The sequence below is a fragment of the Bifidobacterium sp. LH_491 genome, from assembly GCF_056356495.1.
Genome location: NZ_JBKEUI010000001.1, coordinates 1,798,743 through 1,813,673 on the forward strand (window position 1 = coordinate 1,798,743; position 14,931 = coordinate 1,813,673).

The window sequence follows — 14,931 nt, forward strand, 5'->3', positions numbered from 1 at the left end:
TGTTATACCCCTTATTAAAACCTGAGAGTCGTCTGAAAGCACGGACGATGCTTGGTGGTGGCGGTATGCCGCTCGATGGTGCGAGTTGCGCAGATGGGGCCGTCGCCCAATGATAGTGGTTCGCGGATGTATAACGGCAATATATGGTGATGCCGGTATCGTCATGATTGTGAGGTGCAGACGATTCCGCAGCATGATGCTGCCCGCATGTTCCGTACTGGGCGTGGCTTTGGCTTTGGTGATTGTAGTGGCGTGGTTCCCTACGGGTACGGCAGCCTGGCAGTATCCGTTGCATCAAATCGATGCGCCAGCACACTACTATTTCATTCGCAAAATACTCGACGAAGGCATAGGCGCTGCCACCCGTCTGTGGCCCAACGACGCCTACTATCCGCCCATGTTCCACCTGCTTGCCGCAGGGCTGATCCGCGTCGCCGCATGGGTTGGATATTCGATGAACGTGTACACGGCGTTGAATCTCGTGTGGATCGTGACCTCCGGCGTGGTATGGCCCGCAGGCGTGCAACTGCTCGCCAGTTATTGGACGCGCAATGTGGACGGGCGTGACGCTGAATATGGTGCACACTGCGAGCGCAGCTCCACATGGCGACCGTTCTCCTGCTGCATGGCCATCATCGTGCCGGTGCTGGCCGTTACCTCGCCCTGCCATCCGTACTGGATGTTGTTTGCCGGGCCGCTGATCGCCTACGGATTGGCCACCACGCTACTGCCGTACTGGTTGTACGCCACACTGCGCCTATTCGACGCTTTCGCGCATTGGGCGCAAACGCGGCGTAGCAACATTCCCGCCTCCGCCCAAGCGCGACGGTCACTCGTTATCTGGCTGCTGCTCGCGGTTCTCGCCGCAGGTCTATGCATCTTCGCCCACCCTCGCATGGTGTTCACCTGGCTGCTCTTCATCGGTCCATTCGCGCTCCTGCGTCTGCCGTGGAAACTTATCGCCGCCATGTTCGCCGCCGTCTGCGCCGGGGCCGTCGCGTTTTTCTTCTATATGACCGCCACCTATCGCTCCAACCGCTATCTCGACCCCAGCAGCTGGTTTCATACGTTTGAACCCAACCGCACTGTACCCGAAGCGTTATGGGTCGGATTGCGTGAAAATATCAGCGGTATCGGCGGGTGGCTGATGGCGCTCGCCGTCATCATCGGCGTGCTGGTGTTGCTTGTGGTGGCGGTCCGTCCCCGGTGGTTTGCAAGCGGACAGTTGGCGTGCCGGCGCGTGCGCAAGGATGCGATCAGCGTGCTCATGGTGTGGGCGCTGGTGATGCTTGTATACGTGTGCTCCACGGCGCTGGTCGGCTGGTTCCCCAATATCGTGGCAGCGGCTTGGTACCGCGCGGAAACCCGCCCGCTCACCATGCTGCCGTTCGGCGTGCTGCCGGTACTGGTCTTCTCATGGTGCATGATGGCGTCGATACGGCGTGCTGCCAGTGCTGGCGGGGACTCCAGCCGATTGTCTGTGGGCGCCGGTGTCGGTGTGGATGTTGCTGGCGCGATGAGTGCGGATGCCGATGCTTTGGATGTGTCTGCTGCGGGTGCCCATGAATCTGGTGGGGGTGACGATGCCGGTGCGCAACCCGTTGGCGCTGCGGATGCAGATACTGACGTTGCTGGTGTGGCGACTTCGTCTATCTCCCGCTGCGCTCAACCTGTCTCATCGTCGGTTGCTTCGGAGCGGGCATCGTCTGCTAGCCGCTCCGGCTCTGGTTCGTGTGTTGTGGGACAACCGCCTGTGGGTGTGGAGGCAGGGTCTCCTGCGCGACGGCGCTCGCTGCGCGGAGTAGGACGGGGCGTGGCGTGTGCCATGGCGGTGGTGTTGGCGGTATGTTGCCAATTCGGTGACACGACTCGCGCGGAGCTGTCGGCAAGCGTATACCGCAATATGATGCTCACCAACGAGTCGCCTACCGAGCAGCTCACCTCTGCGAAATATAAGATTCTGTCGCGCATGGTACGGCTGACGGGCACTCGCGCCACCATTGTCTCCGATCCGCTGAACGGTTCCATGTATGGTGCGACGGTATTCGGTGCGAACATGCTGTATCCGATTTACAATCCGATGGTTGAGAACAACGGTGCCATCTTCGCCCAGGTCGAGCAGGCGTTCAACTCCGGCGACGGTTCCCTGCTGCTTGACACCGTATGCGGTATTACGCCTGACGAACCCGCATATTTCCTGAGTATGGGTACGCAGGCGGAGAGTTTGCAGATGTTCACGTTCAAAGCGCAGTATGATCCCTTCCACCGCGATGACCTCATCGAACAATATGTGGCCGACGGCACCATGCGTAAAGTGCAGGATTACTCCAACGTCGGTGACTATGCGCAAGGCTGGGCACTGTATCGTTTCGCGTGTCCGGTGCGCTAAGTGGCGTGGCCTTTCGCACTGCCGGTTGTGGCGGCTGCTAGGGTTTTCGTTCTGCCGGGCTTGGTGGTTTGGTGTCGGTTGGTTCTGCCGGTTGTGGCGGGGTTTTGGCCTTTCACGCTGCCGGTTGTGGCGGCTGCTAGGGTTTTCGTTCTGCTGGGCTTGGGCGTTCGGTGTCGGTTCACCGACTCTCTTCCCCCTCCCGTCCCGCGTCTCCGTTTCGGCTTGCCGTCCGTCTCTGCTCACATTCCCCGTTTCGGTAGGTCGCCGCAACTCTGCCCTGTGTTTCCCGTTTCGGAAGTTCGCATGTCCCGCCCCTCGTCCCGTTTCTAGTAGGTCGCATGTCCACGTCCTGATCTGCGCCCCGTCGGCCTGAAACTGTGTCTTTTCCTACTGATGGGACTGCCGTCGTCGGTCCTGTTTCGGCAGGTGTGTGTTTTCGACATTGGTAGTGGTTGCCGCCCGCGGTCCCGTTTCGGAAGGTGTGTGTTTTCGGCATTGGTGGGCGTTGTTTTGTGTGTGTTTATACCATTTTGGAAGGGAAGGTGTGTGTTTCCCGCACTCTTGGAGGCGTGAAACGGGCGTCGCGGATGTTGGAAACACGCACTTTCGGGTTCGGGGTTCGAAAAGGCGTGTGTTTTTGTCCATGTCGGTAGTGGGGGCATATACGTTTGCGTGGGCGTGGTGTATCCGGTATGGCGGGAGTGGCGTGTATCTGCAGTTTTGGGCGGTGGTGGGCGTGGAACAAGTGCTGCTTGGGGCTGGGGTCGTCCGGGAGTGGGCTTTGGCTGAGGCCGTAGGAGTGTGGTGGACACACACTTTTGTGCGTGTGGTTGGCCGGTTGTTTTGGAAGGTGTGTGTTTTCGGCATTGGTGGGCGTTGTTTTGTGTGTGTTTATACCATTTTGGAAGGGAAGGTGCGTGTTTCCCACACTCTTGGAGGCGTGAAACGGGCGTCGCGGATGTTGGAAACACGCACTTTCGGGTTCGGGGTCCGAAAAGGCGTGAGTTTTGTCCATGTCGGTAGTGGGGGCATATACGTTTGCGTGGGCGTGGTGTGTCTGGTATGGCGTGAGTGGTGTGTCTGGTATGGCGGGCGTGGCGTATCCGGTGCGGCGGGCGTGGTGCGTAGACGCGGTTTCGGGATGGGGCTGGATTCCTGCTTTGCAAATTGTGCATGTGCCGCACTCTGGGGCAGAGGTTGTGCTGTTACGACGCTCGTAGCGGACCAAAAGTGATGCTCTCGGTACGGTGTATGCACATTTTGTCCGGTGGCGTCTTGTTAGGGGCCGCAAGGGTGCTGCAGATGCACAGTTTCTACGTCGCGCGGCTCCGGGTGTATCGCGTCCTGCGCAACGCCGCGTGGCTTTATTTCCACGGCTCGCGTTACGATACGTTATACGTAGCGCTACGCAAAACGTAGCGATTTGGCAACGAGGGTTGCATAAGTCGTATGCGGATTGAGCGGCGCGGGTTGCTGGCCTCGTGCAGCCGACGCCGTATGGATGTCTGCCCCCGGAGCTGGTTGTGACCCGCACTCACGCCGTGGGCTCAACGCTCATCCGCGCCTCGTCATCCGAAGGAGAGCCGTCAATGGGCAATGTGTTCGCCATCATGCGCCGCGATATAGTGCGCGTGCTGCGCGTCCCCGCAGCGTGGATCATCATGCTGGGTCTTATTGTGATCCCGCCGATGTACGCCTGGTTTAACATCGTGGGTTTTTGGAATCCATACGGCAATACGGGCGGCATTCGCGTGTCGGTGGCGAATAACGACCGGGGGGCGACTTCGACATTGACGGGCGAGACGAATCTTGGCGATCAGCTGGTGGAGCAGTTGCGCGCCAACCATGATTTGGGCTGGACGTTTGTGAGCGAACGCCAGGCTATGGATGATGTGCGGTCGGGGCAGAGTTATGCGGCGATTATTATCCCGGCGAATTTCAGCGAGCGTTTGGTGGATACGATCGAGGGCCATGGGCAACGTCCGGAGTTGGCGTATTACGTGAACGAGAAGGCGAGTGCCATTGCGCCGAAGGTTACGGATGTGGGAGCGAACACGATCGATCGCCAGGTGAATAGCACCTTTGTTTCGACGGTGAGCTCGGTGGTTGGTTCGGCGTTAAATGATACGGAACGACAGTGGCAGGATGCTACGGGTAGCGCAGGCAGCAAGGCACGCAAGGCGTTGCGTGCGGCGTCGCAGAATGTGAGTGAGATTCGCAGTACCATCAAGGATTTGGATAAGACTTTGGATGGTGCTCCGCAGAAGACCCAGCAGGCTCGGGACGCCTTGGAGTCGGTTCGTCGCATCGGCAACGATGCGAGCGGTGCGTTGTCCACTACGTCGTCATTGATTACGCACGCGCAGGGTTCTCTGGGTTCGTTTGCGTCGTCTACGTCGGCTGAATTGGATAAGGGCAGTAGTCTGTTGAGCCAAGCGGTTGCGAAGGCGTCGGGTGGCGTGAGCGGCGTGAGCGGTTCGATGGTGGTGGCGAACGGATATGTGGCGAATGCGTTGCATACCGCGCAGAGCGTGACGGAGACGAATGCGTCGATTATCGAGCAGTTGAAGCATCTGCAGCTGCCGGCTATTCCTGGGGTGAGCGGTCAGTTGCAGGCCTTGCTTGAGCAGTTGCAAACGGCGAATGACAATGCGAAAGGCACTATTGATGATTTGACGACGTTGAATACGGATACGGCGGCTACGGCGACAAGTGTGGGCAAGTTGGCCGACCATGTGAATGCGTCGACGCAGCAGGCATTGTCGACGACGGATTCGGCGCGGCATGCGTTGAGCTCGGGCGCGATGCCCGAGTTGAATCAGGGGTTGACGCAGCTGGCGATCACTTCGGGTTCGATTGGCGCAAGCATCCAGGGGCAGAGCGCGTTGATTGACCAGGCTGACACGGTGCTTGACCAGTTGGATACAGCGGTGTCGAGTACGCGGCAGGCGTTGCGTGATACGGATACCGCGTTGGCTGATGTGCAGGATGCGTTGTCGACGTTGGATACGGATTTGACGGCTTTGGGTGATGCCAATCTGCTGTCGAATCTGGTGGGTGAGGATGGCGCGCTGAACACGGACGCGATTGCCGATTTCATGCTCTCGCCTACCGTATTGCACACCACAACGTTATATCCGGTGCCTTCGTATGGTTCCGGTATGGCGCCCTTGTTTATCAACTTGTCGCTGTGGGTGGGAGCGTTTGTGTTCATGGTGATTGTGCGTCTGGAAGTGGATGACGACGATCTCGATGTCATGCGCAAGGCTACGGTGACGCCATCGCAGCGGTATCTTGCCCGATATTGCACGATCGCGTTGCTGGCGATCATACAGTCCACAGCTTGTACCTGCGGCGCTTTGGCGCTTGGCGTGCAAACGGTGAACCCCTTGATGTTCGTGCTTACCGGCGTCATCACGTCGCTGGTGTATCTGTCCATTACGTATGCCTTGTCCACCACGTTCCTGCATGTCGGCAAGGGATTGTGCGTGGCACTGGTGATTGTGCAGATTCCAGGTGCGTCCGGCTTGTATCCCATTGAGATGATGCCGACGTTCTTCCGCGTGCTGTATCCGTTCTTCCCGTTCACGTATTCGATTGATGCGTTCCGTGAAACCATCGGTGGCTTCTACGATGGCGTTTGGTTACGTTCGGTCGGCGCGCTGCTGGTATTTGCCGTGTGCGCGTTCCTGCTGGGCTTGGCCGTACGTCCCAAGCTGGTGAATGTGAACCGTTTGTTTGCTCGTGAAATCAACGAGAGCGGCATTATTATCGGTGAGTCAGTGCAGCTGCCGGGTAGTGGGTACCGGTTGTCAAATCTTATGTCGGCGTTGGCGGATAAGGAAGAGTATCGTACGGCCATTGAGGAGCGTGCGGCGCGGTTCACCGTGCTGTATCCCAAGCTCAAGCGGGCGGCGTTGGCCGCCGGCATTGTGGTGCCTGCCGTGCTGATTGTGGTGTTCTCGCTGACCACTGGAACGGCATTGGCTGCGTTCGCCGCTTGGCTGATTTGGATTTTGCTGATTATCGGATTCCTGATGGTTATCGAGTCCATCAACGACAATCTGCAGCGTCAGGTAGCGCTGGGCAATCTCGGCGACGATGCTATTCGTGAGCTGATCGCCACACGCCGGCGCCGGTATGGACGCGGCCACCATGCGCAGCAGACGGCCGCCTCCGCAACACCGTTGGTCTCTGCGTCGTCGGCCCCAGCCCCCGCCCCGGCCCCTGTGTCACCGGCTCCGGCCTCCGCAACACCGTCGGCCCCAGCCTCCGCCGAACACCCCAATATCATCGCCCGTGAGGAAGGGGCGCAAGCATGAACACCATACGTCACATCGTCGCCGACGATCTCAAACGCATCACCGGCAATATCGTCTCCATCATCATTGTGATCGGCCTTACTGCCATCCCCGGCTTATTCACCTGGTTCAACGTAGCGGCCAGCTGGAATCCTTTCGGCAATACCGGCAATCTCACGTTCGCCGTGGCCAGCGTTGACGAAGGGTATCAAAGCGACCTTATTCCGGTAAAAATCACCATCGGTGACCAGGCGATCAACGCCCTACGCGCCAACAGTCAGCTTGACTGGACCTTCACCAGCAAGCAGGACGCCATCGAAGGTACCAAGTCGGGCAAATACTATGCGGCAGTAGTCATACCGAAAAACTTCAGCAAAACTATGCTGACCTTTTTCTCCGACGGCGGCCACCACGCCAAATTGGAGTATTACACCAACGAGAAGAAAAATGCGCTCGCGCCCATCGTCACCAACGAGGGCGCCGACGAAATAGCCGCGCAAATCAACCAAACCTTCGCGCAAACCATCACCAGCACAGCCTTCAGCGTTGCCGATGCGCTGGCCAAGCAACTCACTACGCCGCAGGCACAACAGCAGCTCACCGCATTCAACACGGGCGTTGCCAGCTTCGCCAAACAGCTCACCGACACCAGCACCGCACTCGGTGCCTACCGAGGGCTGACCACCGCCGCGGACAGTCTGCTCACTAGCACCAACACGTTGCTCGGCAACACCGCCGACGCGACCGGAGGAGCGGGCGCGCAACTCAGCCAAGCCGGCAAGGCCGTCACCAACATCACTGACGCGCTGCACACCAGTGCCAACACGCTCGGCAAGGCGCTCGCCGCAAGTGTCAATGGGTATGATGCGCTCGCCGGTGATGTGGACGAGGTGTATGCGAATGCTGGCAAACAGGCCGCCGACACGGCCGCGGCGCTGCGTAAGCAGGCGAAGACATTGGACAGTCAAGCCCAACAGTTGCAGTCGGTGCGGGATTCACTGGCGGCATTGCAGCAGTTGCTGCCTTCCGCCACACAGCCGGTGATCACCCCGATTCTCAACCAGCTGGATACGGTGATCGCGTTGCATGGGAATGCGCGTGACAAGCTCAACCAGGCGGCGGACACGTTGCAGCAGGATACCCAAGAGGCTGTCGCCACACGGCAGGAGGTTGCTGATCTTATCGCACAAGCCAAGCAGGGCATGAGCGCCATCAGCGCTGATTTTGCCGGTACGGTCAAGCCAGAGTTGAACAATATCGCGGGAGCCATCGCTGATACGACGAATACATTGAACGCCGGTGCCGGCGAGTTGGAAGATGCCATCGGCGCGTTGGCCGACACCAGTTCCGATGCGCATACACAGCTTGACAAGGTGCGCGATGTGATCGATACCACCTCGAAGCAGTTGGAGGATGCGGCCAACAGTTTGACGACGTTCTCGCAAACGCTGGGCAACGTGTTAAGCACCGGCAATATCGAGGAAGTGCGCAAGGCCATCGGCAATGATCCAGCCTCCCGCGCGGCGACTCTTGCCGCACCGGTCAAGCTTACTCGCAAGGCCGTGTATCCGGTCGCGCAATTCGGTTCCGCCATGACCCCGTTCTATACGTTCCTACCGCTATGGGTGGGCGCGTTGCTCATGGCGGTGACGCTCGTGACGCACATGTCGCGCCGCCGCCAGGCGGAACTCGGCAACCCCAAGCCGTATCAGTTGTTCCTGGGGCATTACGTGGTGTTCGCGTTGATCGCTTTGATGCAAAGCACGTTCTCGCTTGGGGGCAGTCTGCTATTCCTACATGTGCAGGCCGTGCATCCGTTGCTATTCATGCTGTCCGGCTGGGTAAGCTCGTTGATTTTCTCGCTACTGATCTACACGTTGGTCGTCAGCTTCGGCAATATCGGCAAGGCGCTTGGCGTGCTGATGCTGATCGTGCAGATATCCGGTGCGAATGGCGCGTATCCGCTGCAAATGCTGCCGGGATTCATCAGCAATATCAGTCCGTTCCTGCCGATTACCCATTCGGTGACGGCCATGAGGGCTGCCATTGCAGGCATCTATATGAACGATTATTGGCATGCGTTGGGCGCGTTGCTGCTGTTTGTGCCGCCGATTCTGCTTGTCGGCCTGGTGCTACGCAAGCCGCTGATCCGTTTCAACAATTGGTATATCGCCAAAGTGGAAAGCACGCGTGTGTTCTAATCGGCATGTGTTTTGGTTGGTTTTCTATTGGAGGAGGCAAAGGTGGACAGCATTCCCGCTCAGCCACGTGGTGAACGCACCCGTGAGGCCACCGACCGTAAAATTACGCAGGCAACCTTGCAAATCGCATTGTCGCAAGGCATTGGTGCCATCACCATCGAAGAAGTGGCGCGACAATCCGGTGTGGCGAAAACTACGATTTACCGTCGATATCGCAACTCCGACGAACTGTTGCGCACGTTACGGTCCTTGGGGTCATCCAGGCCCGATGATGCGCCCGTGCCCGAGCCTACGCGCGAGAACCTGTACCACCTGCTTGGCTGCATGATGAATCGCTTCACCGCGTTGTTCGGTCTGAAAGCGGTGGGTATGGTACTGGCGTCGGATAATGAGTATTTCCATCACATTATCGACAATGCGATTCGCCCAGAAGAAGCCCGATTCGTGGAATTTATTGAGAGCGGTATGCGCGCTGGCGTGTTTCGTGAGGGCGTTGACCCGCGGTTGCTGTTCGCCACCATGTTGGGTTCCATGCTAGCCGGGCAGGCGTTGCATGACGAGCTCGCCGACGGGTGGGCGGAGCATATGGTTGGCATACTGTGGGACGGTATTAGCGCCTCATAGCGCGCTGCGTTTTGGCTGGCCGTACGCAGATGTGCTGGGTGTATTGCGTGTGAGATGTGCGGTGAATTGTATCTTTGTGGACTGCTTGGTCGCAATCCACTGCAATCCCCTCCGGCATAGGCTGACCCAAGTGTGCGCAACAAAGAAAGCTGCGACGTAATAGGTACAAGATCTATCGCTGACAGGAACAAAAGCAAGCTGCACAGATCAGCTTTGCCAAATGGGAAGAAACCGAGAAGAAAATCCAGGCTGATATCCACTTTCTGCAAAAATAACAGCCCATGAGACAGACTTTGGCGAATCCTCCAATGGTCACTTGGTCGAGCGTATCACCATCAGGGAGGGGAACATTAGGACGCAGTTCAGGTCACGGTACGTATTCGAGTGTTAATCCGATGAAAGCGCGATTTTAGGCAGTACCACGGCAGTGCCACTAATTTCTGAGTGTTCTTTCGTTATATGGTTAGTTGTTAAAGTAACTGCCTGAAGTCTATCGATAATCTTTTGATCTGCTTTTTCTGCTGAACATCTTAAACATCAGGATTATCCGACATTGAAGCAGAATCCTCTTTTTCATTTGTATCGCCTTGGCTATCCAGCCATGTAGGTTTTCCGTTCGGATAATTTTCCAATTGTTCTAGGACTTTACCATGTTCCGCCATGTCCAGTTTAAGCGTATCCCACATCGCATTCTGATTCATATCGACAGACAATGTGACTACATCTCCATCCCAAGATATTGTATAGGCGCCTTGTGAGATGGCGGGAAACCCATCATCTGGAGAAAAGCCCGTTTCCAATTCACGAACGAGCAGTGGCGAAGTTCGTTCATACGGCTGTATATTGGCTAATAGAAGGAATGTCGACTCCCTTACGACAAGCGAATGTTTTTTGTTCGGTGAATAGAACTCATACCACGTTGTGGTTGAGCGGACTACAAGCCAAAACAGGCTTCCCAACATCATTATTCCGATGAGTACCACCCAACAGACAACCAGTAAGCCCTTATACAGTTTACGGGCAGTTTTCTTCCACAGGTGAATCAGTAGATAAATTACGCCAACCCCGATAAAACATAAGAATATGAAGAAAAGATCATGCAGATCCATCTTGCTGATTTGTAGTAGAACTTGTTGATTGGTAACTCGCTCTGTCTCGAATAGGGACAGACATAGAATACCCAACGCAATTACTGCAAGTATGTAGATACGTTGTATCAATCTCATTGGTACCCCCACCCCATCTGATTTTGTCTAACCAACTATGGCCATACAATAATACTGTACTATCGCTCCGGTACCTTGAGCTGTGTTCTCTTATTAACCGCTGGTAATTCTGCGACCATCGACTGAACTAAGTCTTGCAAGAACGCTTGGTTATCTACATTATCGATGAGGAGCGTTTCTGTTGTTTTTCATGCCGTCGCGTTTATCGAGGTAGCCGCGTTTCGCATCGGTGGGCAGTGCGTTTCACGGTCGTGAGATGGTGGTGTCTTGTTCGCGGATGGTGTCGAGTATTCCGGCAAATTCGCGGAAGTTGACGACGAATACTTCGTGGCCGCGCAATGTTACTCCGGAACGGAACGCGCTCCACCCGTTGAGGCGTTTGCCGTACTCGCGTTCGGCGGTGTCGGTTGGCCGTTCGCTGGTGTGCTTCATAGAGATGGTGCGTCAAAGATGGTACGTCTGATGCTTTTGTATTCCATGCTATTGCTCCGAATATGCGATTTAGGAACATTATGCGTCACTATCTGCTGTTCTATTGTTCCCTTTTGCCAAAAAGGGAACAATAGAACAGCGTGAGATTGTATCTAATGTTCCCTGATAGTCGATGTCTTGCCGTGGGCAGTGTCATGAGTTATCCACAACATGCCCGAAACCCCAGCCTTCGACCACAGAGGTTGGAATCGACGGTATGGGAGTTGCCGGTGTGTTTGAATGACGGGCATGATACCTCATGAACAAGGCGCTCTCGGTGGTGGCGCACCGCGCGATACGTGGCTGCCCGACGTGCCGTCGCGCATGCAGCCCATGGCTCAGCCGGTGGCGGCTGCGGACGGTGGCGTGTATTTGCCAACGCCACACGAACATGTGCCGCTGCGTAATACGGTGGTGTGTAGTGGTGCTTCCGGTGGCATTGGCACCAGTGTGTGCGCTGCGTTGTTAGCGGCTTGTCTGGCTGATGTGGGGGTTGTTTGTTCGCTGGTTGATGTGGATGTACCCGGTGGCGGTATGGATGTGCTGTTGGGCATCGAACATCATGAGGGACTTCGAGGTGGAGATTTGCCGTCGTTGGGATCGGCGACGGAAGCGGAACGTTTGCGGGCGGATATGCCGCGTTGGCATGAGGTTGCGGTGCTTGCCACGGATGCGTGGCGGGGTGGCGTCGGGGAATGGTGGACGTTTACGGCTGCGGTGCGGGCGTTGGACGCCGCAAGTTGTGTGGTGGTTGATGCGGGGCGCGGCGAGGCGGTGCGTCGCATGGAGGTGCTTGGTGACGTGCCGCACGTGGTGATGGCGGAGTTGTCGGTATTGGGTTTGGCGCGAGCCAAAGAGCACTGTGCGTGGCTGCGGGAGCGTGGGGCCACGTCGTTGCGCGTGGTATTGGTTGAACCGTTTGCCGTTGCGGGGGCGCGTGCACAGTTGAGCGTTGATGAAGCCGCGGATTATGTGGGCGAAACGGTGGCGGGAGTCATGCCGTGGCGTCGAAGTGTTGCACGTGAAACATTGCAGGGCATGGGCGTGCCGGTTCCGCATGCCAAGCAGCGGGCGGTGTTGGAGTCGATTATTGGCTGGTTGGGGGAGTCGATGCCATTGGTGGAGCGTTGCGGCGTTGGATCTACGGGTTGGCGCGCGCAAGCCGGGGACTCTGCGTACGCGTCCGGCTCGAGGGCTGGACGGCGTGGCGTGGAGCGAGGTGTGGGAGCCGGGCGGATATTTGGTCGAAGAAGCTCGCGGCGGTGGGGGCGCAATGGCTAGTGTTGCTGCCGTATCTGCGCCTGCAACGTCGTCATCTGCCGCATCGCGCTCTGCCACGGCGCTGGTCTTCGGGCCGCTGGCTCGGATCGTGGCCGACCCTCGCGTAACCGATATAGCCGTCACGGGCACAGGCGCAGTGTGGGTGGATTGTGGTGCCGGGATGCTGCGCTATGAACCAGACATTCCTTTTGATACCTCGCAGAAAGTACGCGAATACGCGGTTCGTTTGTGCGCGCAGCTTGGCAAACGCTTGGACGACGCTTGCCCGATAGCCGACGCATCCACTCCCGAAGGATTACGGGTACATGCGGTTATCGAACCATTGGTGCCCCAAGGGGCAGAAATTTCCATCCGCATCCCGCGCGGTGAACGGGTAAGCGTGCGCTCGCTGGTGGAGTCTGGTGTGATTGCGCCGCAGTGGGAGCGTGTGCTGCGCGGCGCGGTTCGCGGCAAAGCCAATATGGTGGTTACGGGTGCGACGGGTGCGGGCAAAACTACGCTGCTGCGGGCTTTGCTTGCGGAATGCCCGGATCATGAGCGTATCGTCATGGTGGAGGAAGTACGTGAGCTGGGGGTCAAGCCGGGAGCGAATCAGGTGGCGTTGGCTTGCCGCGAATCCAACGTGCAAGGTGCGGGCGGCGTAGGGTTGCCTGATTTGGTAAAGGCTACGTTGCGTATGCGTCCTGACCGGGTGGTGTTGGGGGAGTGTCGCGGTGAGGAGATTGCTGATGTGCTGCGTGCCATGAATGCCGGTCACCGGGGTGGATTGGTGACCTTGCATGCCGATGGAGTTCGCGGTGTTCCCGCTCGGCTGCTGGGATTGTGCGGCTTGGCGGGGATTGACGCGCAAACATTGCCGGTGTTGGCGCAAGGGGCTTTGGACATGGTGGTGCATATACGGCGTTGTGGTGCGCGGCGTTATGTGGAACATATCGGTGTGTTGCATACGGTCGGGGGCAGGCTGGTTGGGCGTGCGCTAACGGCTTGGCGTGGCGAAGGAGATATTGTATGTGCGCCGGACTGGCAGGACTTTCGCAGACGCTGGGAAATATGGGGGTAGAGCAATGCGCGGTATATGGTGGTTCGTGTGCGTGGCGGCGTTGGCATGGGGATGCTGCGCGGATAGTGGGCAGGCGGGACGTATGCGTGCGTTGCCGGCTCGAGCTGGTAGCGGGGGAAGGGCGGGGGCTGGCCGTTATCCATACAGGTCTGCGGTCGAGGAATCGCGTACTGACGGCGGGCTGGGTGCTCGTGATGATATTGCCTCCTTGTTGTCGTTGTGGTGTGCGCGTTTGCGGGCCGGAGCATCGGTGAGCGAGGCGATTGATATCACGACTATTCGTGCCTTTCGTGTTGGCTCGATGCATGGCGGAATCAAGCGAATGAGCCGGTGGGCGCGGGCTATGCGTGTGCCTTCCGGCGAGGATGACAGTGTCAGGTTACTGCGTCATGCTGCGATGGTTCGTAAGCTTGTTGAGCGGACCGGATGTAGCGCGGTGACATGTTGCGAAGCATTGTTGCGTGAGCATCGCCGCATGATGGTGTTGCGCAGGCAGGCCGGAGTCGCGTTGGCCATGCCGCAAGCCACCATGCGTTTGTTGGCGGTGTTGCCGCTAGGGAGCATACTGTGCACTGAACTTATGGGCATTCACACATGGACGATATTGGTGGGCAGTGTGAAAGGCTGGTGCTGTTTGGCGGTGGGATTGGTGTGCTATGCGGCCGGCTTGGCATGGGTGCAGGCTCTGATCCGGCATATGGGCGACGTCGCCGATCGGGTGCGGCAATGGTGATGCCGCCAATTGCATACGCGGTGTGCTGTGCGTGTGCTGTAGGAATATCCGTATGGCTGTTGTGTGACGAGTGTGATCAGGATGTGCGTCTGGCCGGATTGCACGCTGATATCAAGGTATCTATGACGGTGGCGGTGCGCATGATGATTGCCGTATTGGAAAGCGGTGCATCGATTCCTTACGCGTTGCAGGCGGTAGGGGAGGGCTTGGGGCAGCGTCAAGGAATGCCTTGGTGCGAGGTTGCGCGCCGCTTGCAATCGGGGCAATCGTGGCATAGCGCTTGGCGTCCTCCTGATGATGCGAAACTTGATCATCGTTGGCAGGCGGTGGGGAATGCATTGGAAGAAGCATGGTTGCATGGCGCCTCTCCCATAAGCGCGTTATCGGTGGTGGTTGAGCAGTGGGAGGGCGACAGCGCAGCCTCAATCGAACGCGAATGTAGTCGTCTTTCCGTTCGGCTGCTGATGCCCCTGGGGTTATGTTTGCTACCTGGATTCGTCTGTTTTGCGGTGGTGCCGTCCATGATGGCGTTGTTCGGCGCTCAATAACGGGCGACATGCCGGTGGGCAAGCCTTCGACCACATTACTCGCAATCGCTGGATGCGTACGCATCACCTGTTGCACAGTGAAACAACCCGCGCACTG

The 14,931-nt window shown here is 57.7% G+C and carries 10 protein-coding genes; 8 read left to right on the top strand and 2 right to left on the bottom strand.

Features of this window, described 5'->3' with window-relative positions:
• The first annotated feature begins 169 nt into the window (after positions 1-169).
• The 4 genes from AC1AWK_RS06835 to AC1AWK_RS06850 all read left to right on the top strand — a co-directional run bounded on the left by AC1AWK_RS06835 (position 170) and on the right by AC1AWK_RS06850 (position 9,515).
• Entirely contained in the window at positions 170-2,389 is a 2,220-nt protein-coding gene (locus tag AC1AWK_RS06835; RefSeq protein WP_476569242.1) for a DUF6541 family protein, read from the top strand.
• A 1,589-nt stretch (positions 2,390-3,978) separates the two neighbouring features.
• Positions 3,979-6,711, top strand: a complete 2,733-nt coding sequence (locus AC1AWK_RS06840) for a YhgE/Pip domain-containing protein (protein ID WP_476569244.1) — start codon at positions 3,979-3,981, stop codon at positions 6,709-6,711.
• Positions 6,708-8,891, top strand: coding sequence for a YhgE/Pip domain-containing protein (locus AC1AWK_RS06845; protein WP_476569246.1), 2,184 nt, complete (start codon positions 6,708-6,710; stop codon positions 8,889-8,891). Before AC1AWK_RS06840 ends, AC1AWK_RS06845 begins: the two co-directional genes overlap by 4 nt.
• 42 nt (positions 8,892-8,933) lie before the next feature.
• Positions 8,934-9,515: a TetR/AcrR family transcriptional regulator gene (locus tag AC1AWK_RS06850; protein ID WP_476569248.1), complete on the top strand. Its 582-nt coding sequence runs from the start codon at positions 8,934-8,936 to the stop codon at positions 9,513-9,515.
• A 530-nt stretch (positions 9,516-10,045) separates the two neighbouring features.
• Here the strand turns inward: AC1AWK_RS06850 and AC1AWK_RS06855 are convergent.
• The gene (locus AC1AWK_RS06855; RefSeq protein WP_476569250.1) at positions 10,046-10,624 is read right to left on the bottom strand and encodes a hypothetical protein; all 579 of its coding nucleotides are present in this window, start codon (positions 10,622-10,624) and stop codon (positions 10,046-10,048) included.
• Between the two features lie 360 nt (positions 10,625-10,984).
• Positions 10,985-11,173 (bottom strand): hypothetical protein, encoded by a 189-nt coding sequence (locus AC1AWK_RS06860; RefSeq protein WP_476569252.1) that lies wholly within the window; start codon positions 11,171-11,173, stop codon positions 10,985-10,987.
• 288 nt (positions 11,174-11,461) lie between these two features.
• On the opposite strand from AC1AWK_RS06860, the gene AC1AWK_RS06865 reads away from it, so the two are divergent.
• The 4 genes from AC1AWK_RS06865 to AC1AWK_RS06880 are packed head-to-tail and all read left to right on the top strand — an operon-like array spanning position 11,462 to position 14,834.
• Entirely contained in the window at positions 11,462-12,493 is a 1,032-nt protein-coding gene (locus tag AC1AWK_RS06865) for a CpaE-like family protein (protein WP_476569254.1), read from the top strand.
• Complete coding sequence (locus AC1AWK_RS06870) at positions 12,486-13,553, top strand: CpaF family protein (protein WP_476569256.1); 1,068 nt, start codon at positions 12,486-12,488, stop codon at positions 13,551-13,553. The genes AC1AWK_RS06865 and AC1AWK_RS06870 overlap by 8 nt, the downstream gene beginning before the upstream one ends.
• Before the next feature lie 4 nt (positions 13,554-13,557).
• Positions 13,558-14,286 (top strand): hypothetical protein, encoded by a 729-nt coding sequence (locus AC1AWK_RS06875; RefSeq protein ID WP_476569258.1) that lies wholly within the window; start codon positions 13,558-13,560, stop codon positions 14,284-14,286.
• A complete protein-coding gene (locus AC1AWK_RS06880; protein ID WP_476569260.1) occupies positions 14,280-14,834 on the top strand; it encodes a type II secretion system F family protein in 555 nt (184 codons plus the stop codon). The genes AC1AWK_RS06875 and AC1AWK_RS06880 overlap by 7 nt, the downstream gene beginning before the upstream one ends.
• Positions 14,835-14,931: the final 97 nt, after the last annotated feature.